The following is a 21,568-nucleotide window of genomic DNA, read 5'->3' as shown; positions in this document are numbered from 1 at the left end:
TCCCCTGTGATCCCTCGCGAACCCTTTTGAGCAAGCCTATGCCACAGACTCACATTCCGCCGCAGTTGCTGCAGCAGAGCGACAAGATCCTCATCATTGCGCATCTGGCGCTGGGCGATTTCACCTACCTGCAGAATTCGCTGCGCGCCCTCGCGCAGGCCTATCCGCATCTGCGCATCCATGTCTGGGTGGACGAGCTGCGCCGCACCGACGATGCTTCGCAATGGCCCCACCTGAAACGCTATGCGATCTATGACTGGCTGCGCGAGTGCAGCTTCATCGAGCGCATCTACGACGAGACCTACAGTCCCGCGCTGCTGGAACAGTCAATCGGGCGTGCGCAGGCCGAAGCCTATCCGCTGGTGGTCTCGCTGGGCTTGCTGCGGCGTCCGGCCTATGCGCGCCTGGCGCGCAAGCTTTCGCCGCACGGCTTCGTGGCCGGCCAGACCAAGCCCGTGCATTTCATGGATGTGCGGACCTATCTCGCCTACCGCAAGCTGGATGCCGTGATCCCGGCCTATCCCAAGAAAGAGAAGGGCGCACGCCACATCAGCGATATCTATGCCGGCTGGTTCGAGACCCTGTTCGGGATCACCATTGCGCCGGCGGAGCGTTTTCCGTTCGTCGACATTCCGCCGCAGTGGCACGCGTGGAGCAGCGAACAACTGCAGCAGTGGGGTGTCGGCCCGCAGCAGAAGCTGATCTTCGTCAACGGTTTTTCGAAGGCCCCCGAGCGCAGCTGGTCACTGGACCGCATCCTCGATCTGGCCCGCCGCCTGCAATCCAGGCCGGGATGGGAGGAGGTTCACTTCGTCGTCAATGTGGTACCGGAAGCGCTGGCCGACGCCGAACGCCGCCTCGCCGCCGTGCAGTCGCCGCGCCTGCATCTGTTCAGCGCCGACCAGAATTTTTTCCAGCTGCCGGCCATGCTGGCGCGCTGCCAGCTGGTCATTTCGGTGGAGACCGCCGTCATGCACCTGGCCAACGCGGTGCACGTGCCGGTACTGGCGTTGATGCGCCGGACCAGTCCCGAGTGGACGCCCATCGATCAGGACAACAGCACGGTGATCTGGGTTGCCACGCCCAAAGGCGGGGTGGAGGAAATCACCACCGAGCAGGTCATCGACCATCTCGCCGCCTGGCCACCGGTGCAGCAGCTGTTCGCGGCCTGATACGGTGTCATGCAGGCAGTTACGCTGCATCACGCCAGCATCAAGCCGGCATTAAGCCCGCATTAATGCTGTTCAAGACAGCGTTAATGCGGGCTTAATGTTGTGTTGAGGGGTGTTTGATGTGGCGTTGAGGCGGCGGTGACGGGATGACCGGTCTGCCGACGCGGCCCCGCCGCTCAGCGCTTGCGCGAATGCTTGCGCAGGTAGCGGACGAACCAGACCAGACTTTGCAGATACTTGCCCTGACGGTAAAGGAAGCGTGAATGCATGCGCCTTTCCGTGCTGTTGGTGGGCGCTTCGTCAGCGGGCATCTGCCGCCACGGCGAGAGCTGGTGGTACTGCGCGAACAGGCGCGTGGCTTCGTGCCCGGTCCAGGCCGACCAGGGCTTGATCGGTCCGGCGAAGTGGATGATGACAGCCTTGCCCACCGGCCGCATGCGCGTCTCGTTGCTCTTGAGATCGTGCACCATGTCGTAGAGATAGTTGTAGTTGCGGCTGATGTAGCGGGCGCGTCCGTTGAGCACGATATTGAGCACGTCCTGATCAATGAAGCGCAGCGTTTGCGTATTGTCCAGCAACACCTGCATCACCTGCTCGGTGATCTTCGCTTCCTGCCAGCGCGGGATATTGATGTAGAGCATGCCGCTGTTGAAGTAGCGCGGATCGGCCAGCTGCAGCGCGGCACAGCGCTTCTCGGTGGTGGCCGGGTGATCGGGGGCCACCGCGACGATGTCGCCCTGCATGTCCAGCTGGGCCAGCCCGTCGAGACTGCCCACGCACAGCATGTCGGCGTCCAGGTAGAGCACGCGGTCGGTGACGTCCTGCAGCACCGTGGGGATGACCAGGCGGGTGAAGATCGACAGCGAATAATAGGACGACTTCAGGAAGTGTTCGAACTGCGCAAAGTCGCTGGTCTCCAGAAGATGCAGGCGGGTCTGCACCAGCGGGTTCTGCTCCAGTTCCTGCAGGCGCTGGCGATGCTGCTCGGAGGCGGCAAAGGTCAGCACGTGGAAGGTGAAGCGCCGCTGCGGATTGTTGGCGATGATGGAGGCGATCGTCGCGCCCATCGCGCGGAAATAATTGTTGTCCACACAGAAGGCGATGTGGAACGACGGGCCCGCGTCGGCGTGCTCGGACTGGCTCATGCGATGGCTTTCAGGACTTGTTCAACGGAGATGCGCTCGACCCAGTCGCGCCGCGCCTGCGTGGTGACCACGGTGCTGTGGGCCGCATCATAGGGCACCCACTCCGGATTCTTCTGGCGCATCAGGGCGATCACCGGCACGTGGACCGCATTGGCCAGGTGCATCACGGCGGTCTCTACCGAGATGATCAGATCGGCCTGCTCCAGCAGTGCCGGCAGCTGGAAGAAATTCTCTTCGGCACTGAACAGGACGGTGCGCTCCAGTTGCTGGCGCGCGATCTCCTGCCGTGCGTGCGGCAATTCCTGCGGCACGGCGTTGATGACGAAATCGCTTTGCGCCCATTGCGGCAGCGCCTGCATGGCCTTGATCAGTTGGCCGACCTGGGCCAGGCTCCAGCAGCGCTTTTTGGTCTTGGCATAGGGATTGATGACTACCAGCTTGCGCTGCCCGTCGTCAAAGCCCCAGCTCGCCAGGCGTTGCTGTGTTTCCTCGCGCCACTGCTGCGGAATCTCCACGAAGGGCATGCGCGCAGCGGCATCCACTTCCAGACCGCTCAGTTGGCGGAACCAGTGCGCATACACGTCGGTGATGTGATGCTGCCCGTCCGCCGCGCGGTAGCGGGGGATCGCCGCATCCAGCTTGCGGTAGGCGAGGACGTGATGCGGCTGGTAGAAACGGATGCGGTCCTGCATGCCGATCACCATGCCCTGCGGCGACAGACGGCGCGCCAGCGCAGCGTACTGGTGCGGCCGCAGGGTGGCCAGCGAGACCACGATCGGATAGTGTGCCGCCTGCGCTTCGGCCACCGACTCCTCCAGCAGGGCCGGGCTGTAGGTGCGGGTGTAGACCTTGTTGAAGAAGGGGCAAGCCGCCAGCCAGTCGTAGAGCGAATACTTGCGCAGGAACTCCCATTTGGACGCATCGCCGGTGCGCCTGACTTCATCGACCCACAGGTCGATCTTGAGCTGCGGGTTCTGCGCGGCGAAGGCCTTGAAGAAATTCTGCAGATAGGTGAAGTCGCCGATGGCAAGGTGGGCGACGAAGAGAATCCTGTCCGATGAGCGAAGCAGGTCCTGGGGAATCAGTTGAGTGGGCATGGCCGTCGGCACGGATCAGGCTTGTTGGGAAAACTGCAGGCGGTACAGGTTGGCATACACGCCATCGCGTTGCAGCAGCTCCTGGTGATTGCCGATCTCGGCAATCTGTCCGTGCACCAGCACCACGATGCGATCGGCCCGCTCGATGGTCGACAGGCGGTGCGCGATGACGAAGGTGGTGCGCCCTTGCATCAGGCGTTCCAGCGCGGCCTGGACCGCGCGTTCGGATTCGGTGTCGAGGGCCGAGGTGGCCTCGTCGAGGATCAGGATGGGAGCATCCTTGTAGATCGCGCGGGCGATCGCCACGCGCTGGCGCTGGCCGCCTGACAGGCGCGAGCCATTGTCGCCGATGCGGGTCTCCATGCCTTGCGGCAGGCCTTGCACCACGTCGGTCAGGTGCGCGGCTTCCACGGCAGCGAGGATGCGCGCCGGATCGGGCGACTGGTCGCCATAGGAGATGTTGGCCGCCAGGGTGTCGTCGAACAGCACGGTGTTCTGGTTGACCATGGCGATCTGCTGGCGCAGGCTCAGCAGCGAGATCGATTCGATGTCGCGGCCGTCCAGCAGGATCTTGCCGGCGGTCACCGAATGGAAGCCGGGAAGCAGGCTCACCAGCGTCGATTTGCCGCCACCGGACATGCCGACGAAGGCCACGGTCTCGCCGGCGCGTACGCGCAGGTTGATGTTCTTCAGTGCCTGCTGCTCGTGGCCGGGATAGGAGAAGCTCACATCGACCAGCTCCACCTCGCCCTGCGCACGCTGCTGCAGGGCCTCGCCGGTGACGCGCTCGGGAGTCTTGTCGATCAGCTTGTAGACTTCTTCGGCAGCGGCCATGCCGCGCTGCAGGGGGCCATTGATTTCGGCCAGCTGCTTCAGCGGGGCCAGCAGCATGAGCATGGCGGTGATGAAGGAGACGAAGCCGCCGACGGTGATCTGGCCATTGCCGGACTGGATCAGCGCCATCACGATCACGATGGCCACGGCACAGGCCGTCATCAGCTGCGTGATCGGCACGGTCGAGGAAAATGCCGCAGTCATGCGCATGGTATAGCGGCGCAGGTTTTCGGCACGGTCGTGGAAACGCTTCTTTTCGTATTCGTGGCCACCGAAGATCTTGATCACTTGCTGGGCGCGCGTGGTTTCCTCGATCAGTTGGGTCAGTTCGGCGTTCACGGCGAGGGAATCACGGTTGAGCTTCTTGAGCCGCTTGCCGGTGGCGCGTACCACGATCGAGACCAGCGGCAGCAGGACCAGGGTCACGATGGTCAGGGTCCAGTTCAGGTACAGCAGCCATCCCAGCAGGCCCAGCACGGTCAGGGCGGAACGCAGGATGGAAGTGAAGACCTTGGTCACCATGTCGATGATCTGCTGCACTTCAAACATCATCGAGTTGATGACCTTGCCGACCGTGTTGGTGGCATAGAAGTGAATGGGCAGGTCCAGCATGCGCGCAAACATCTGGCGGCGCAGCTCGTTGAGGATGCGGGTGGAGACCCAGGTCATCATGTAAGTACTGGTAAAGGTGGCCATGCCGCGGATCAGGAAGATGCCGATCACCGCTGCCGGCACCAGCCACAGCGAGAACGTGGGTTTGCCCACGAAGCCCTTGTCCAGCAGCACCTGGAAAATATACGGCACCACCGGTTCGGTGGCGGCGGTCACGATCATGCCGAGGAAAGCCAGCGCCAGGCGCTTCTTGTAGGGCCAGTGCAGCGCGGCCAGACGCTTTATGTTGTTGGACAGCATGGGGTATTCCTTGCTTGCAGGTGATGCAGAGTTCGAAAAACAGAGATTATGCCGTGTTCACCGGCCTCAGGGGCGTCTTGAAATGCACTGGCGCGTTATCTGGCGTTAAGGAAGAGGATCTGTGACTGCTGAGGAGACAAAGTCTGGTACATCTGGCCTGACCTGGTGTTCTTTCAAGTTTGTACGATCAGCAATACGCTTTCACCCTTGTTCCGTGCATTCATGCATAGCTGGCGCAGGGAATGCAGAAACGAGTAGAGACAATGTGAGCCTTCGCCGTCCTCTCCATACCGCACACGTGGATCGCTCGCCGGAGCGCTGGTCAGGATTGGTTGGTGGATGTCGTCGGCCAATTCATCGGCAGAACATAAATCGCTGAAAGTGTCTTCCGCCAGTTCGTCCACATGTGCGCTGGACCAGTCGAACAAGCGCGTAATGGCCTCGGCCAGAGTGGGAAGGGCCTGATCCTGCAGCTTTATCGCTTTCCAGCGGGACCACTCGGTGATCTCGCCTGCATCGTTTTCCCACGTATCAGGAGCTTCCCACGCATACGCGATGTCCTCGGCACCGTATAGCACCCTGAGGTCATTGATTGCGCTGGCTCGGGCCAACTCTTCGATGATTGCCGCCATCCATCCGTTACGGCTGCCGTTGGTGACCTGTGCCAGCATCTCCGGCGTGTCCGCTGTCACCTGAACGGGAGCATCGCCTGGTTCGGCCTGGCTGAGCCATTGGTCAATGCTGGTACCGTGCAGCGCAAAATCGCGCGGTTTCAGATAAGCAAAGTGGAAAAGATCGTTGGACATCGCTGGGTACTGTCTATGAACGCCTGTGCTGATTACATCAGGATGATGTCGTACTGCTCCTGCTGATAATCGCTCTGAACCTGCAGCGACACCGGCTTGCCGATGAAATCGCCCAGCATGGCCAGGTGTTGCGATTCCTCTTCCAGGAACATGTCCACCACCACCTGCGACGCCAGGATGCGGAATTCGCGCGGATTGAACTGCTTGGCCTCGCGCATGACCTCGCGCAGGATCTCGTAGCACACCGTGCGCGGCGTCTTGACCTGGCCGCGTCCCTTGCAGGCCGGGCAGGTCTCGCAGAGGATGTGGGCCAGCGATTCGCGGGTACGCTTGCGGGTCATCTCCACCAGCCCCAGCGTGGAGAAGCCCGAGACCGAGATCTTGGTGCGGTCGCGCTGCAGCGCCTTGCCCAGTTCGGCCAGTACGGCGTGGCGGTGCTCCGTGCTCTCCATGTCGATGAAGTCGAGGATGATGATGCCGCCCAGGTTGCGCAGCCGCAGCTGGCGCGCAATCGCGTGCGCCGCTTCCAGGTTGGTCTTGAAGATGGTGTCGTCGAAGTTGCGGCCGTTGACGAAGCTGCCGGTGTTGACGTCGATCGTGGTCATCGCTTCGGTCTGGTCGACGATCAGGTAGCCGCCCGACTTCAGGTCCACGCGGCGGCCCAGGGCGCGCTCGATTTCCTCTTCCACGCCATACAGGTCGAACAGCGGACGCTCGCCCCGGTAGTGCATCAGCTTGGGCAGCACCGAGGGCGTATAGATGGCACCGAACTCCTGCAGCATGTGGAAGTTCTCGCGCGAATCGACCTGGATGGTGGCGGTCTGGTCCGAGACGAAGTCCCGCAGCACGCGCTGCGCCAGCGACAGGTCCTGGTGCAGCAGGGTGGGTGCCGGCTTGGTCTTGGCCTGCTTGATGATGGTGGCCCAGGTGGTGCGCAGGTATTCCACGTCCATCTGCAGGTCGCTGTCGGAAGCATCCTCGGCCATGGTGCGGATGATGAAGCCGCCTTTTTCTTCCGGCGGCAGCAGCGCCTGCACCTTGCTGCGCAAAAGTTCGCGCTCGGCTTCGTTCTCGATGCGCTGGGAGATGCCGATGTGCTTGTCCTGCGGCAGGTAGACCAGCATGCGCCCGGCAATCGAGATCTGCGTGGACAGCCGCGCCCCCTTTGTGCCGATGGGGTCCTTGATGACCTGCACCGTGATGGTCTGGCCATCGTGCAGCAGTTTCTCGATGGGAATGGCCGGCGCGTTCTGGCCGTCGTGCGGACGGGCTTCCCAGATGTCGGCCACGTGCAGGAAGGCGGCGCGCTCCAGGCCGATGTCGATGAAGGCCGATTGCATGCCCGGCAGCACCCGCACCACCTTGCCGAGGTAGATGTTGCCGGCCAGGCCGCGCGAGAGGGTGCGCTCGATGTGCAGTTCCTGCACGGCGCCTTGCAGGATCAGCGCCACGCGCGTCTCCTGCGGCGTGATGTTGATGAGGATGTCTTCGCTCATAGGATGCGAACGCCCGCTTGTTGTAATAGTTGAGCCGTCTCGAAGAGCGGCAGCCCCATGATACCGGAATGGCTGCCCACGATATGGCTGATGAAGACCGAGGCCAGCCCCTGGATGCCATACGCGCCGGCCTTGTCGTAGGGTTCGACGGTATTGCAATAGGCGGCAATGGCTTCTTCGGTCAAGGGCGCAAAGCTGACGTCGGACTGCTGCACGATCTGCCAGACCTCGGTTTCCACACCGTGAGTCACGCCCACGGCCACGCTGGTCAGGACCTGATGGGTGCGGCCGGAGAGCAGGGTGATCATGCGCACGGCTTCATCGTGATCGGCCGGTTTGCCCAGGATCAGGTCGTCCACCACCACGGTGGTATCGGCCGCGAGTAGCGGACGATGCGGCAGCTGGCGCAGGATCATGGTCTGCTGGGCGCTGTCGAGCTTGGCGCGGGTGACGCGGGCGACATAGTCCAGCGGGGCTTCGCCGGGCAGGACGCTCTCGTCGACTTCCTTGTCCGAGAGCATGAGTTCGAAATCGATGCCGATCTGGCGCAGCAGTTCGCGGCGGCGCGGGCTTTTCGAGGCGAGGTAGATTTTGTGGTCCGCTTGTTTCATTGAGCCAGGGATGTCAAGAGCCGGTACCGGAAGGCAGGAAGCCGGCGGTGGACGCCGTCAGGCGCGGTGATACGGATGGTTCTGCGTGATCGACCAGGCGCGATAGAGCTGTTCGGCCAGCATCACCCGCACCATGCCATGCGGCAAGGTCATGCTGGAGATGCGGATGAGCGTATCGGCCCCGGCCTTGAAGCCGGGATCGAGCCCGTCAGCCCCGCCGATGACGAAGGCCACGTCGCGTCCATCCTGCTGCCATTGCTCCAACTGCTGCGACAACTGCACTGAAGTCCAGTCGCGCCCGCGTTCGTCCAGGGCAATCACGCGCGCGCCCTTGGGCAGCGCCGCTTCGATCTTCTCGCGCTCCTGCGCCATCACGGTTTCGGCCGTGCGGCTGCCGGAGCGTTCGACGGGTTTGATTTCCTTGAGGATGATCCGGCATTCCGGTGGCATGCGCTTGGCATACTCCTGGAAGCCGGTTTCTATCCACGCCGGCATCTTGTGGCCGACGGCCGCGATGACCAGCTGCATCAAGCCTTGCTGGTGCGCTTGGCGGCCGGCTTCTTGGCGGTCTCGCTCTTGGCGGGCGCCACGCGCACGGTCTTGCCGGTCGGGGTCTTGGGCGCAGCGGCCTTGCGGGTGGTGCCGGCCTTGGTGGTGGTGGTCTTGCTGCCGGCTGCCGTGCCACGGGTGGTGGTGGTCTTGGCCGCCGTGGTCTTGGTGCCGGTAGTCCGGGTGGTGCGGGTCGTGCCGGCAGCAGCGCGGGTACCGGTGGTGCTGGTGGTCGTCGCGCGCGGCTTGCGGGCCGGCTTCTTCGGTGCGTCCTCGTCGTCGTCCAGGGCCTGGCTGGCTTCGACGGCTTCCGCCTGGGCGCGGGTGCGGCGGGTCTTGGGGGCCGGGGCTTCGTCGACGGCGGCGCGCTTGGCGGCAGCCGAAGTGCCGGTGCGCTTGGCCGCGCCCAGCTTGACTTCCTTGTCGCCCCAGATTTCTTCCAGACGGTAGTAGGTACGGATGGCTGGCTGCATGATGTGCACGATCATGTCGCCCAGATCGACCAGCACCCATTCGCCAGTGTCTTCGCCTTCGACGCTGACGACGTTGCCGCCCTTGGCCTTGACCTTGTCTCGCACCGAGGCGGCCAGCGCCTTGGTCTGGCGGTTCGAGGTGCCGGAGGCGATGGCCACGCGGTCGAACAGGGAGGTCAGGTGCGAGGTGTCATAGATGCGGATTTCTTGCGCCTTGACGTCTTCCAGAGCGTCCACGACCAGGGCTTGCAGTTTTTTGATGTCCATTATGAATTTCGGTACAGATGTTGTTGTTCGATATAGTCTAGCACCCTGCCCGGGATCAGCGAATCGGGTCGGGTGCCGCGTTGCAGCTGGGCACGGATTTCAGTCGACGAGATATCGACCGCCAGCCCGAGGGCCAGGTAGCCGTATCCGTGCGTGGTGCTGCGGATCTCTTGCGGCGCAGCGCTGCGCCGCTTGAATTCGTGGCGCACGGCCGGCGGCACGTGCGCATCGGCCAGCGCGAAGCCGGGCCGGGAGGCCGCGCACAAATGCGCGTACTCGAATAATTCCTGCCAGTGCTGCCAGGTGTCCAGGTGCTGCAACTGATCAGCGCCCATCAGGAACACTATCGACACCTCCGGCCCCAGCTCCGCGCGCAGTGCGCGCAGGGTATCGATGGTATAGGTCGCGCTGGAGCGGCGGATTTCCTGCTCATCGATGACCACCGGTACCTGCTGCTGGCCGAATGCGCGCCTGACCATCTCCACCCGGTCCGCCGCTTCGGCCTGCAGGCCGTGCTTCTGCCACGGATTGCCGGTGGGGATGACGCGCAGCTCATCGGGCTGCAGCAATTGCACGAAATGCTCGGCCAGCAGGACATGGCCATTGTGCACCGGATCGAAGCTGCCGCCGAGCACGGCAATGCAGCGCTGCGCCGCAGGCGGCACCATTACAGCCATTCCTTGTGCACCAGGAAGTCCGAATACAGCGCCGCTTCCGGGCTACCCGGTTCCGGATGCCAGTCATAGCGCCACTTCACCAGCGGCGGCATGGACATCAGGATGGATTCGGTGCGTCCGCCGGATTGCAGCCCGAACAGCGTGCCCCGGTCGAAGACCAGGTTGAATTCCACATAGCGCCCCCGGCGATAGGCCTGGAAGTCGCGTTCACGTTCGCCATAAGGCGTTTCCCGGCGCGCCGCCACGATGGGCAGATAGGCGTCGAGGAAGGCATCGCCCACGCTGCGTTGCAGGGCGAAGGCCTGCTCGAAGGGCAGGGCGTTGAAGTCATCGAAGAAGATGCCGCCGACGCCGCGCGGCTCCTTGCGATGCTTCAGGTAAAAATAGTCATCGCACCATTTCTTGAAGCGCGGATACAAGTCCTCGCCATAGGGCTGCAGCGCATCGCGGCAGGTGCGGTGGAAGTGCACTGCATCTTCCTTCACGCCGTAGTAGGGCGTGAGGTCCATGCCGCCGCCGAACCACCAGACGGCCTCTTCGCCTTCCGCATGGGTGGTGAAGAAGCGCACGTTCATGTGCACCGTCGGCACGTAGGGATTGCGCGGATGCAGCACCAGCGACACGCCCATCGCTTCCCACGCGCGGCCCGCCAGTTGCGGGCGGTTGGCCGCAGCCGAGGGCGGCAGGTTCTTGCCCATCACGTGCGAGAAGCCGACACCGCCGCGCTCCAGCAGGTTGCCTTCTTCCAGCAAGCGCGAGGTGCCGCCACCGCCTTCAGGGCGTTCCCAGGAATCAGACAGGAAAGTCTTGCCATCAGCGGCTTCCAGCGCGGCGACGATGCGCTGTTGCAGGTCCTGCAGGTAAGCCTTGACGGCAGCGGTGTTGGTGGCGGCGTTGGAATGGGTGGTCACGGCGGGTCGCTCTGGTACACGGTTACTGGACGGAAATGCGTTCCAACCCGCCATTGTACCTTGACCGCCCCCGGCTGGGGCGTCAAAAGCCGGTCCGCAGGCGATGCCGGACCGGCGTTGTGGGGCAAAGGCCTCAGTTTTGCGGCGGCTGGGCCAGCGGTACGGCCACCTGATAAGTCGCCGGCGCCGGCCAGCCTTCCTTCAGGCAGACCTCGGCGATGGCGTTCTGCACGTCGTTGTAGACCTGGCCGAAATTGGGCGTGGGCGCATGCACGCGCAGGGCGATCAGGGTGCCGGTGGCATTGAACTCCTGGATCACGATGCCCGGTGCCGGCGTCTGCAAGACGTTGGGAATGGCCTTGATGCGCTCGGAAAGCTTGGCGATGGCCTGCTGCGGATCGACGCTGTAGGCAATCTGGCAACGCAGGTCGGTGCGGCGGGTGGCGTTGACGTTGTAGTTGATGATGTTTTCCGAGAACAGCTTGTTGTTGCCGATGATCACGCGCAGGTTGTTGTCGGTAGTGATGATGGTGGTCACCAGGCCAATGTCGGAGACCGTGCCGGTCTGGCCGGCGGCGGTGATGTAGTCGCCCACCTTGAAGGGACGCAACACCACCAGGAAGATGCCGGCCGCAAAATTGGACAGCAGGCCCGACCAGGCCACACCCAGGGCCACGCCGACTGCGCCGATCATGGCCGCAAAGGATGTGGTCGGGATGCCGCACACTTCCAGGATGCCCATCACCAGCAGGATGCGCAGGATGACGTGCATGGCCGAGCTGGCATAGTTGATGAGCGTGGTCTCGAACTGGCGCGCGGTCAGCACGCGGCGCACGATCTTGGAGAGCGTGTTGATGAACATGCCGCCGACGATCCAGATGACGATGGCGGCAATCACCTTGAGCCCGAAAGGCACCAGGTAGAGGTTGATCAAAGTTTCAAAATTGAGCAGGTGGTCTGGCATCGATATGTCCTTTTCTTCTGGGAATGCGGGTGGTGGCGGGGGCATGCTGCCCGGAAACGCCCGTCGTGCTTAGGCTGCGGAGGCGTCATTTTGTTGCAGTGGCACGGCAAGTGCCGCGCATGCCCTCCAAATGAAATCCCCCGCAACACACACGGCGTTGCGGGGGATGGAGACGGCATGCGGCCCGGCTTAGCGCTTCAGGGCGCGCCAGCCGATGTCGCGGCGCATCTGCGAACCGGCGAAGTGGATCAGGTCGGCAGCATCATAGGCATGCTTCTGCGCGACCTTGGCGCTGTCGCCCAGGCCCACCACACACAGCACGCGGCCACCGTTGGTGGTCAGCTTGTCGCCGTTGAGGGTGGTACCGGCGTGGAAGGTGACGCAATCGGCGGTCTCGGCCGGGATGTCGGTGATGAGGTCACCCTTGCGCGGTTCTTCCGGATAGCCATGGGCGGCCATGACCACGCCCAGCGCGGTACGGCGGTCCCATTCCAGTTCGATCTTGTCCAGGGTGCCGGTGACCGCATGTTCGAACACGGTCAGCAGGTCCGTCTTCAGGCGCGCCATGATGGGCTGGGTTTCGGGGTCGCCCATGCGGCAGTTGAATTCCAGCGTCTTGGGGTTGCCCTCGGCGTCGATCATCAGGCCCGCATACAGGAAGCCGGAGAAAGGGATGCCATCCTTGGCCATGCCCTGCACGGTCGGCACGATGATCTCGCGCATCACGCGCGCATGCAGCGCCGGGGTGACGATGGGAGCGGGCGAGTAGGCGCCCATGCCGCCGGTGTTGGGGCCCTGGTCGTGATCCTGCAGGCGCTTGTGGTCCTGGCTGGTGGCCAGCGGCAGGATGTTCTTGCCGTCGACCATGACGATGAAGGAAGCTTCTTCACCGGCCAGGAATTCCTCGATCACCACACGCGCACCGGCGTCGCCCAGCTTGTTGTCGGAGAGCATCATGTCCACGGCCGTATGCGCTTCTTCCAGCGTCATGGCGACCACCACGCCCTTGCCGGCGGCCAGGCCGTCGGCCTTGATGACGATGGGCGCGCCCTTTTTGGCGATGTAGTCATGCGCGGCCGCCACGTCCGAGAAGGTCTGGTACTCGGCGGTCGGGATCGCATGGCGCTGCATGAAGGCCTTGGCGAAGTCCTTGGAGCTTTCCAGCTGCGCCGCTTCCCTGGTGGGGCCGAAGATCTTCAGGCCACGGGCGCGGAAGACGTTGACGATGCCGGCCGCCAGCGGGCCTTCCGGGCCGACCACGGTCAGCGCCACGTGTTCCTGCTCGACGAAGTCGGCCAGGGCCACGGGATCGGTGATGGCGATGTTCTGCAGGCGCTCGTCGAGCGCGGTGCCGCCATTGCCGGGAGCAACATAGACCGTCTGGATGCGCGGCGACTTGGCAATGGCCCAGGCCAGCGCATGTTCACGGCCACCGGAGCCAACAACTAGGATTTTCATGGGATAGGAAGATAAAAGTGGCGAATGGGGCGGAAAGGGTCGTCTTGTCCGTATCTTTGTAAACCGGCTGGGTGATCGGGTGAATTATTCTTCGATCACGGCGTTGGTATAGAGCTCCTGGGTATCGTCCAGGTTCTCCAGCGCATCCAGCAGCTTCTGCATCCTGACGCCGTCCTCGCCCGCAAACACGGTCTCGGTGGAGGGCTTCATGGTGATCTCGGCGACTTCGGCCTTGAAGCCGGCGGCTTCCATGGCGGACTTCACGGCCGAGAAATCATTGGGAGCGGTCAGCACTTCGATGCCGCCTTCGTCGTCGGTGAGGACGTCTTCGGCACCAGCTTCGAGCGCGGCTTCCATGACGGCATTCTCATCGGTTCCGGGCGCGTACATCAGCTGGCCACAGTGCTTGAAGAGGAAGGCCACCGAACCTTCGGTACCCATGTTGCCGCCGAATTTTGAGAAGGCATGGCGCACTTCGGCCACGGTGCGCACGCGGTTGTCGGTCATGCAATCGACGATGATGGCTGCGCCGTTGATGCCGTAGCCTTCATAGCGCACTTCTTCATAGTTCACGCCGTCCAGGGCACCGGTGCCGCGCTGGATGGCGCGGGTGACGTTGTCCTTGGGCATGTTGGCGTCGGAGGCACGGTCCACGGCCAGGCGCAGGCGCGGGTTGGTGTCCGGATCGCCCCCGCCCATGCGGGCGGCGACGGTGATTTCCTTGATCAGGCGGGTCCAGACGCGACCACGCTTTTCATCCTGACGGCCTTTACGGTGCTGAATATTGGCCCATTTGCTGTGTCCAGCCATGTTGAATCTTTCCTGCGAGAGGGTGAGGCCAGAACCGTCCCGCCTGCGCAAGCCGCTCCTGGAGGCGCCTCGGCAAGACCGGCGGGCGCGGGCAAGGCATCGCTGCAGCAGGGGGACCCGGCGCCCAGGGTTCGATAATGCATTTCCTGACGCCATGTTCTGACTATAATCGGGCGGGCATTTTACCATACCGCCACCCCGTCATTTTTGCCTTGAAGGCCCAGTCGAGATGATTAATCCGCTTCCCATCGCTACCCATTCCGGCGGGCAACTGTGCCTGCTGCCGCAACTGGCCAACCGTCACGGCTGCATCACCGGTGCCACCGGCACCGGCAAGACGGTCACCCTGCAGGTGCTGGCCCAGGCCCTCTCCGACATCGGCGTGCCGGTCTTCATGGCCGACGTAAAAGGCGATCTCTCCGGCCTGGGCAAGGCCGGCAGCGCCTCCCCCAAGACCAGCGCGCGCCTGACCCAGCTGGGCCTGCCCGAACCGGCCTGGGCCGCGGCACCGGTGGCGTTCTGGGACGTCTACGGCGAACTGGGCCATCCGGTGCGCGCCACCGTCTCCGACATGGGCCCGCTGATGCTGGCCCGCATGCTCAACCTGAACGATACCCAGCAGGGCGTGCTGCAGCTGGTGTTCAAGATTGCCGATGACCACGGCCTGCTGCTGCTCGATACCAAGGACCTGCGCGCCATGCTGCAGCACGTGGGCGAGAACGCGGCCCAGTTCAAGACCGAATACGGCAACATTTCGGCCGCCAGCGTGGGCGCCATCCAGCGCGGGCTGATCGCCATCGACGAGCAGGGCGGCGACCGTTTCTTCGGCGAGCCCATGCTCAACATCGAGGACTGGATGCAGACCGATGCCCAGGGCCGCGGCATCATCAACATCCTCGCCGCCGACAAGCTCATGAATGCGCCGCGCCTGTATTCCACCTTCCTGCTGTGGATGCTGTCGGAACTGTTTGAGCACCTGCCCGAAGTGGGCGACCTGGACAAGCCCAAGATGGCCTTCTTCTTCGACGAAGCGCACCTGCTCTTCGATGAGGCCCCCAAGCCGCTCCTGCAGAAGATCGAGCAGGTGGTGCGCCTGATCCGCTCCAAGGGCGTGGGCATCTACTTCGTCACGCAAAATCCGCTGGACATCCCCGACACCGTGCTGGGCCAGCTCGGCAATCGCGTACAGCACGCCCTGCGTGCCTACACCCCGCGTGACCAGAAGGCCGTGCAGGCCGCCGCCGAAACCTTCCGTCCCAATCCCATGGTCAATACCGCCCAGGCCATCACCGAACTGGGCGTGGGCGAGGCGCTGGTGTCCTTCCTCGATGAGAAGGGGCGGCCCAACATGGTCGAGCGCGGCTACGTGCTGACCCCGGCGTCGCAGATCGGCCCGATCAGCGTGGAGGAACGGCGCGCCCTGATCGCGTCTTCGCTGGTGGCCGGTGTCTACGAACAGGCCATCGACCGTGAGTCGGCCTATGAACGCCTGAAGGGACGCGCGGTGCAGCAGCCGCAGGCAGCGCCTGCTCCGGCGCCGCAACCAGCCCCCGCTCCGGCTGATGACAATGCCTGGGGCGCATCGGCAGGCCGTAGCGCACCGGCCCCTGCCAGCACCTCGCGTCCCATTGGGGGTGCGCGCATGCCGCAGCCGCAACCCGCTCCACAGCCACAGTCACAGTCACAGCAGGATCAGGGCGGCGGCCTGGGCGACCTGCTCAAGGATGCCGCCGGTGGCATCTTCGGCAGCGGCAGCGGCAATCGCCGCAGCGATTCTCCCCTGCAGGCCATGGTCAAGTCGGCCGCGCGCAGCATCGGTTCGCAGGTCGGGCGCGAGCTTATTCGCGGCGTGCTCGGTTCGCTGATGAAGAAACGCTGATGTGGTGCTGCGCGCGCCCGCGCGGCGCGTGCGCAGCCCAGGGTTTACAATCGCGGCCATGACTGCCGCCCACACCCCCGTTCATTCCACCCCGCGCCAGGCCTTCCTGGGCGGGCTGCTGCTCGCCATCATTGGTGCCATCTTCTTTTCCGCCAAGGCCATCGTGGCCAAGCTGATGTACCGCTACCAGGTCGATGCGGTCATGGTGATCACGCTGCGCATGCTGTTTTCTTTCCCCATGTTTGCCGCCGTGGCGCTCTGGAAAGCGCGCACCCAGCCGCCCCTGGCGCGCGCCGATGTGCTGCGCATCGTGGTGCTGGGATTGATGGGCTATTACCTGTCGAGCTTCCTCGATTTCCTCGGGCTGCAATACATCTCGGCCGGGCTGGAACGCCTGATCCTGTTCCTCACGCCTTCCTTCGTGATGCTGATCGCGTTTTTCTTCTTCAAGCGCAAGGTCGGCTGGATCGAATGGGCGGCCTTGCTGGTGTCCTACTTCGGTACCGTGCTGGTGCTCCAGCATGACCTGCAGTCCGGCGGCAGCAACGTCATCCTCGGCAGTGCTCTGGTGCTGGGATCGGCCCTGAGCTATTCGATCTACCTGATCTCTTCCGGCGAACTGGTGCGCCGGGTCGGCGCGGTGCGGCTGGTGGCCTATGCCATGTGCGTCTCCAGCGTGGCCTGCCTGATCCAGTTCTTCATCTTGCGCGCGCCCGCCGACCTGGTCACGCAGGTGGCCCCCGTGTACCAGCTGTCACTTTTCAATGCGGTGTTCTGCACGGTGCTGCCGGTGTTCCTGACCATGGTGGCGGTGGCCCGCATCGGCGCTCCCACGGCCGCCCAGGCGGGGCTGGTGGGGCCGGTCTCGACGCTCTTCATGGGCGCCGTGCTGCTGGATGAACCGATTACCGGCATCCAGCTGGCCGGCACCGCCCTGGTGCTGACGGGCATGTGGCTGCTGTCGCGCAAGAAGCGCTGAGGCGTTCTATACTGCCTCTCGATATATGAATGTTCAGGCTAGAAATCCACTCACTACAAGGAGACCCAGATGGCAAAAGCAATCCGCATGAGCAAGACCGGCGGCCCCGAAGTCATGGAATACGTGGACGTGGAAGTGGGCGAACCGGGTCCCGGTGAAGTCCGCATCCGCCACGCTGCCGTCGGCCTGAACTTCATCGATTGCTATTTCCGTTCCGGTCTCTATCCGCAGCCGCTGCCAGCCGGCCTGGGCCAGGAAGCGGCCGGCACCATCGAAGCCGTTGGTGCGGGCGTGGCCGGTTTCCAGGTCGGTGACCGCGTGGCCTATGCCGGCCGTCCCAATGGCGCTTATGCCGAAGCGCGCGTGATGCCGGCCGATATCCTGGTCAAGCTGCCGGATGCCATCAGTTTCGATACCGCAGCGGCCATGATGCTGCAGGGCATGACCGTGCAATACCTGCTGCGCCAGACTTATGCCGTGCAGCCGGGCGAGACCATCCTGTTCCATGCGGCCGCCGGCGGCATCGGCCTGATCGCCTGCCAGTGGGCGCGCGCCCTGGGCGTGAACCTGATCGGCACCGTCAGCAGCGACGAGAAGGCGGCCCTGGCCAAGCAGCATGGCGCGGCCCACGTCATCAACTACACCACCGAAAACTTCGTCGAACGCGTCAAGGAAATCACCGGTGGCAAAGGCGTGCCGGTGGTCTATGACGCCATCGGCAAGGACACCTTCACCGGCTCGCTGGATTGCCTGCGCCCGCGCGGCATGATGGTCAGCTTCGGCAATGCCTCCGGTCCGGTGCCGCCGTTCGGCGTGTCCGAACTGGCCTCGCGCGGTTCGCTGTTCCTGACCCGCCCCTCGCTGGGCAACTACATCGCCACCCGCCCCGAACTCGATGCCACCGCCGGCGACCTGTTCGACATGGTCGAGAGCGGCAAGATCAGCATCGAGATCAACCAGCGCTATGCCTTGAAGGATGTCGGCCAGGCCCACGCCGACCTGGAAGGCCGCAAGACCACCGGTTCGACCATCCTGATCCCTTGATGGCCGCGTAATCGCCTGATGACCCTGATACAAGAGGAATGCCTATGGACCAGCCCCCGCGCGACCCCGGCCTCGACAATCCCATGGGCCATCCCCCCGAGCAGGCGGCCGGCGCCGACGGCTCGCCCAAGTTCGGGCGGCTGTTGGCAGTGCTGATCTGTGCGGTGCTCATGATCGTGGTCATCACCTTCGCCAGCGAAGCCTACTTCTCCTGATTTTTCACTGGATATCGAAATTCTTCGGTACGGATCTCGCAAGTTATCGGGGTTTACCCAAGACTATGCGTGGATCACGCATTTTTCTCCGTCTTGATCGTCAAATGCTGCCTTCGGCGTTCGGGTGAATTCCTTCACCTGAACGCCTCCAGGGAGAACATTTTTGGCGGGAGAGGGAGATGGGAAGGAACTGGCACGCGGTCGTTGTCTGGTGCGGCCGTCTGGCCTTGGGCGTGGCGTGCGGCCTGCACGCTGCGCAGGCGGCCGAGAACGGGGTGAGCCCGCAGGAAATCGTGCTGGGCCAGTCGGCCCCCTTTACCGGCCCGGCCGCCGAGGTCGGGCGCGACTTCCAGGAAGGGGCACGCAGCTATTTCGCCCAGGTCAATGCCCGTGGCGGCGTGCATGGGCGGCGCGTGCGGCTGCTGAGCCTGGATGACGGCTACCAGCCCGAACGCACCCTGGCCAATACCCAGCAACTGATCTGGCGCGACAAGGTATTCGCGCTGTTCGGTTTTTCCGGCACGCCCACGGTGCTGGCGGCGCTGCCGGCCATCCGCGAGGCCGGCATTCCGCTGATCGCCCCGCACACCGGGGCCGCCGCCCTGCGCGACCCCTTCAATCGCCTGATCTTCCACGTGCGCGCCAGCTACGAGCAGGAAACCGGTTTCCTGCTGCGCCAGCTGCAGGGCACCGGGCGCAAGCGCGTGGCGGTGTTCTACCAGAACGATGAGCTCGGCAAGGGCCTGCTGGACAACCTGCGCCAGCGCGCAGCGCAATACGGACTGACCCTGGTCGGCAGCATGCCCATCGAGCGCAACAGCGATGCCGTGGGGCCGGCCGCAGAACAGTTCATGAAGATGCGCCCCGATGTGGTGATCCAGGCCGTGTCCTACGAGCCGGCCGCGGCGCTCATCACGCGCATGCGGGCGGCGGGCTACCTCGGCGGCTTTTCCCATTATTCCTTCGTCGGCAGCCTGTCGCTGGCCGCACGCCTCAAGCAGACCGGGGTCGGTACCGAGATCACCCAGGTGGTGCCATTTCCCAACAAGGCCAGGCTGCCCATCGTCTACGAATACCAGAAGGCCATGGAAAGCAGTCCCGGCGCACGCTGCAATTTCATCGGGCTGGAAGGCTACATCGCCGCCCGCGTCCTGGTCGAGGGCTTGCGCCGCGCCGGCCCGCAACTCACGCGTGCCGGCCTGATCCGGGCGCTGGAGAGCATCACCCCGGCCAACTACGATGGCGGCGGCTTCAGCCTGCAGTTCGGTCCTGCCGATCACAGCGGATCGGATTTCGTCGACCTCACCGCCATCGGCATGGGTGGACGCTTCATCAATTGAGGGCAGGGCAGCGGAGCAGCCGCCCGGCGCGGTCCTGTCCTGATCGGCTACACTGTGACGCGGCGCCCGGCGACCGGCCGTACGCCATCGCCTCCCTTGCCACGCTCATCAAGGATCCGCCGTGTCTGGTTCCCGTTCCTCTTCGCTGGCTGCGCCCGCCTACTCCGGCGTGGCCCTGATGGCCGCCTGCAGCGCCGGTTTCCTGTGGGGCACCGGAGCCCTGGTGGTCAACATCCTGATCGCGCAATACGGCTTCGCGCCGGGCGACATCTCCTTCTGGCGCTTTGCGGTCGGTGCGGTGTTCCTGTGTCTGGTATTCGGCGCACGCATCCACCTGCCGACCCTGCGCGCACTGCTGCTGTCCGTGGTGCTGGCCGGGACCACCATGGCCGGCTACGTGCTGTTCTGGTTCCTCGGGATCGAGCGCATCGGCGCGGCCATTCCCACGCTGATCGCCCTGTGTCTGCCACCGGTGTTTTCCACCGTCATCGCTCTGTTGCGCGGGCAGGAAAAGCTGGACTGGACGCTGGCAGCGGTGCTCGCCGCCGCACTGGGCGGCACCGTGCTGATCGTGGCGCGGCATGAGGCCAATGGCAGTGCCGCATCAGGCCAGACGGACCTGCTCATCGGACTGGCCTGTTCGGTCGCCTCGGCCTTGCTCTATACCGGATTCACGCTGGTCAGCGGACGGCTTTCGACGGCGCTGGGGGCCGGCCCCTCCGCAACCTGCCTGACCGTGGTGGCGGCGCTGGTGATGGGAATGGCCAGCCTGGCGCGGCCGCTGCACTGGCCCAGCGGCTTGCCGCCGCAAGCCTGGTATCTGTACCTGGGGGTGGTCACGGCGGCGCTGGCGCTGCTGGTGTTCAGCTGGGGCGCCGCACGCCTGACGCCCACGGCGCTGACCGTGGCGACCCTGATCGAACCGCTCACGGCGGTCCTGCTGGCCGCCGTATTGCTGGGCCAGACCCTGAGCGCTACCCAGTGGCTGGGCGGCGCGCTGTTGTTGCTGAGCATCTGGGGCCTGGGCAAGCGGCTCGGGCGGCCGCCGCACGGGTGAGCGGGATCAGTTCTCCGGCTGGCCGTTCTTGTCCACCTTGATGCGGATGTGGCGCGTCACGCCGCTGGGACCGGGGAAATCCTCGAAGGCCGCGCGCACCATGGCCGGCATGGCGGCCGTCAGTCCGGCACGCTGGCCTTCGCTGTCGACCACGACGTCGAACAGCTTCTTGCCGTCGCTGGCCTGGCTGATGCCGATCTGCAGCCGGCGCAGGAAGACCGGATAGCTGGTGGTCTGCATCGGACCACCATACCAGAAGGGATCATAGAACGGTCCGTAAGGGCCGTAGAAGCCGAACGGGCGCGGACCAAAGCGTCCCCAGCCCGGCCCCGGTCCGTAGAAGAAGGGATCATAGGCCGGCCGGCTCACTACCACCTGCTCGGTATTCATCCCGTAGCCGAAGCTGACCTGCAATTGCGCCGACTTCAGATCGCGCGCCTCGGTGAAGCCGAGGAATTGCAGCTCCTGGCGGATCAGCCCGGCGTAGTTCTGGTATTGCAGGTCATTCTCCTGTTCCTTGGCGGGCGCAAAGGTATAGGCGCGCTGGTTGTAGTCGGGCGACCAGGCGTGGAAAGAGGTGACGTTGCTCTCGATCACCGAGGCGCAACCGGACAGCAGCAGGCTGGCCGCTGCAAGAAGGGGATAAAGCCAGCGTTTCATGAACGAACTCCATCAGAAAAAAGCCGGGCACCGGGCAGAAGGCTGGGATGCCGTGGGAAGGGCGCTTGCGGGGCGATATGAAGCAAAAGGCAAAAAACCTTGCCTCGTCAGACCCAGCAAGCGGCCATTTTGATCCCGCGTGGAAAGCGACAGCCGGAAAACCCCGCTGCGCCTGCCTGCTTCGCCCCAATCTGGGGCAAGGGCCGGTTCCG

At 64.1% G+C, this 21,568-nt stretch carries 21 protein-coding genes; 7 read left to right on the top strand and 14 right to left on the bottom strand.

Annotated elements, in window-relative coordinates:
* The first annotated feature begins 38 nt into the window (after window positions 1–38).
* Window positions 39–1,172, top strand: a complete 1,134-nt coding sequence (locus J2X56_RS10140; protein ID WP_121043273.1) for a glycosyltransferase family 9 protein — start codon at window positions 39–41, stop codon at window positions 1,170–1,172.
* 176 nt (window positions 1,173–1,348) lie between these two features.
* On the opposite strand, the gene J2X56_RS10135 is transcribed toward J2X56_RS10140, so the two are convergent.
* From J2X56_RS10135 to J2X56_RS10075, 13 genes are all read right to left on the bottom strand, one after another.
* Window positions 1,349–2,317, bottom strand: a complete 969-nt coding sequence (locus tag J2X56_RS10135) for a glycosyltransferase (protein ID WP_310159969.1) — start codon at window positions 2,315–2,317, stop codon at window positions 1,349–1,351.
* A complete protein-coding gene (locus J2X56_RS10130; protein WP_121043271.1) occupies window positions 2,314–3,414 on the bottom strand; it encodes a glycosyltransferase family 9 protein in 1,101 nt (366 codons plus the stop codon). Before J2X56_RS10130 ends, J2X56_RS10135 begins: the two co-directional genes overlap by 4 nt.
* Before the next feature lie 15 nt (window positions 3,415–3,429).
* Window positions 3,430–5,160, bottom strand: coding sequence for a lipid A export permease/ATP-binding protein MsbA (msbA, locus tag J2X56_RS10125; RefSeq protein ID WP_039784402.1), 1,731 nt, complete (start codon window positions 5,158–5,160; stop codon window positions 3,430–3,432).
* 173 nt (window positions 5,161–5,333) lie between these two features.
* On the bottom strand, window positions 5,334–5,966 hold the full coding sequence (locus tag J2X56_RS10120) for a hypothetical protein (protein ID WP_310159962.1): 633 nt from the start codon (window positions 5,964–5,966) through the stop codon (window positions 5,334–5,336).
* Between the two features lie 32 nt (window positions 5,967–5,998).
* Window positions 5,999–7,462 (bottom strand): ribonuclease G, encoded by a 1,464-nt coding sequence (gene rng, locus J2X56_RS10115; protein WP_034336330.1) that lies wholly within the window; start codon window positions 7,460–7,462, stop codon window positions 5,999–6,001.
* Window positions 7,459–8,073 carry a nucleoside triphosphate pyrophosphatase gene (locus J2X56_RS10110; RefSeq protein WP_121043269.1) on the bottom strand — a complete coding sequence of 205 codons (615 nt, stop codon included), beginning with the start codon at window positions 8,071–8,073 and terminating at the stop codon, window positions 7,459–7,461. Before J2X56_RS10110 ends, rng begins: the two co-directional genes overlap by 4 nt.
* A gap of 57 nt (window positions 8,074–8,130) precedes the next feature.
* On the bottom strand, window positions 8,131–8,601 hold the full coding sequence (gene rlmH / locus J2X56_RS10105; RefSeq protein WP_039784406.1) for a 23S rRNA (pseudouridine(1915)-N(3))-methyltransferase RlmH: 471 nt from the start codon (window positions 8,599–8,601) through the stop codon (window positions 8,131–8,133).
* The gene (rsfS, locus tag J2X56_RS10100) at window positions 8,601–9,362 is read right to left on the bottom strand and encodes a ribosome silencing factor (RefSeq protein ID WP_310159958.1); all 762 of its coding nucleotides are present in this window, start codon (window positions 9,360–9,362) and stop codon (window positions 8,601–8,603) included. The genes rlmH and rsfS overlap by 1 nt, the downstream gene beginning before the upstream one ends.
* Window positions 9,362–10,030, bottom strand: a complete 669-nt coding sequence (locus J2X56_RS10095; RefSeq protein WP_121043267.1) for a nicotinate-nucleotide adenylyltransferase — start codon at window positions 10,028–10,030, stop codon at window positions 9,362–9,364. The genes rsfS and J2X56_RS10095 overlap by 1 nt, the downstream gene beginning before the upstream one ends.
* Complete coding sequence (gene hemF / locus J2X56_RS10090) at window positions 10,030–10,950, bottom strand: oxygen-dependent coproporphyrinogen oxidase (protein WP_121043265.1); 921 nt, start codon at window positions 10,948–10,950, stop codon at window positions 10,030–10,032. The genes J2X56_RS10095 and hemF overlap by 1 nt, the downstream gene beginning before the upstream one ends.
* Before the next feature lie 133 nt (window positions 10,951–11,083).
* Complete coding sequence (locus J2X56_RS10085; protein WP_088757255.1) at window positions 11,084–11,914, bottom strand: mechanosensitive ion channel family protein; 831 nt, start codon at window positions 11,912–11,914, stop codon at window positions 11,084–11,086.
* A 189-nt stretch (window positions 11,915–12,103) separates the two neighbouring features.
* Window positions 12,104–13,372 (bottom strand): phosphoribosylamine--glycine ligase, encoded by a 1,269-nt coding sequence (gene purD / locus J2X56_RS10080; protein ID WP_310159949.1) that lies wholly within the window; start codon window positions 13,370–13,372, stop codon window positions 12,104–12,106.
* Window positions 13,373–13,456: 84 nt separating this feature from the next.
* Window positions 13,457–14,182 carry a YebC/PmpR family DNA-binding transcriptional regulator gene (locus J2X56_RS10075; RefSeq protein ID WP_034336305.1) on the bottom strand — a complete coding sequence of 242 codons (726 nt, stop codon included), beginning with the start codon at window positions 14,180–14,182 and terminating at the stop codon, window positions 13,457–13,459.
* Window positions 14,183–14,411: 229 nt separating this feature from the next.
* Between J2X56_RS10075 and J2X56_RS10070 the strand changes: the two genes are divergently transcribed.
* From J2X56_RS10070 to J2X56_RS10045, 6 genes are all read left to right on the top strand, one after another.
* Window positions 14,412–16,061 (top strand): DUF853 domain-containing protein, encoded by a 1,650-nt coding sequence (locus J2X56_RS10070; protein ID WP_310159942.1) that lies wholly within the window; start codon window positions 14,412–14,414, stop codon window positions 16,059–16,061.
* Between the two features lie 58 nt (window positions 16,062–16,119).
* Window positions 16,120–17,040, top strand: coding sequence for a DMT family transporter (locus J2X56_RS10065; protein ID WP_310159940.1), 921 nt, complete (start codon window positions 16,120–16,122; stop codon window positions 17,038–17,040).
* A 69-nt stretch (window positions 17,041–17,109) separates the two neighbouring features.
* On the top strand, window positions 17,110–18,084 hold the full coding sequence (locus J2X56_RS10060) for a quinone oxidoreductase (RefSeq protein WP_134136729.1): 975 nt from the start codon (window positions 17,110–17,112) through the stop codon (window positions 18,082–18,084).
* A 44-nt stretch (window positions 18,085–18,128) separates the two neighbouring features.
* Window positions 18,129–18,299, top strand: coding sequence for a hypothetical protein (locus J2X56_RS10055; protein ID WP_166675083.1), 171 nt, complete (start codon window positions 18,129–18,131; stop codon window positions 18,297–18,299).
* 179 nt (window positions 18,300–18,478) lie between these two features.
* Window positions 18,479–19,639 (top strand): ABC transporter substrate-binding protein, encoded by a 1,161-nt coding sequence (locus tag J2X56_RS10050; RefSeq protein WP_310159934.1) that lies wholly within the window; start codon window positions 18,479–18,481, stop codon window positions 19,637–19,639.
* A 121-nt stretch (window positions 19,640–19,760) separates the two neighbouring features.
* The gene (locus tag J2X56_RS10045) at window positions 19,761–20,696 is read left to right on the top strand and encodes a DMT family transporter (RefSeq protein ID WP_209567440.1); all 936 of its coding nucleotides are present in this window, start codon (window positions 19,761–19,763) and stop codon (window positions 20,694–20,696) included.
* Between the two features lie 6 nt (window positions 20,697–20,702).
* On the opposite strand, the gene J2X56_RS10040 is transcribed toward J2X56_RS10045, so the two are convergent.
* The gene (locus J2X56_RS10040; protein WP_121043256.1) at window positions 20,703–21,356 is read right to left on the bottom strand and encodes a DUF4136 domain-containing protein; all 654 of its coding nucleotides are present in this window, start codon (window positions 21,354–21,356) and stop codon (window positions 20,703–20,705) included.
* Window positions 21,357–21,568: the final 212 nt, after the last annotated feature.

This window comes from Herbaspirillum sp. 1173, assembly GCF_031455335.1.
GTDB classification, from domain to species: Bacteria; Pseudomonadota; Gammaproteobacteria; order Burkholderiales; family Burkholderiaceae_D; genus Herbaspirillum; species Herbaspirillum huttiense.
This window is presented reverse-complemented; position numbering and strand designations above follow the sequence as displayed.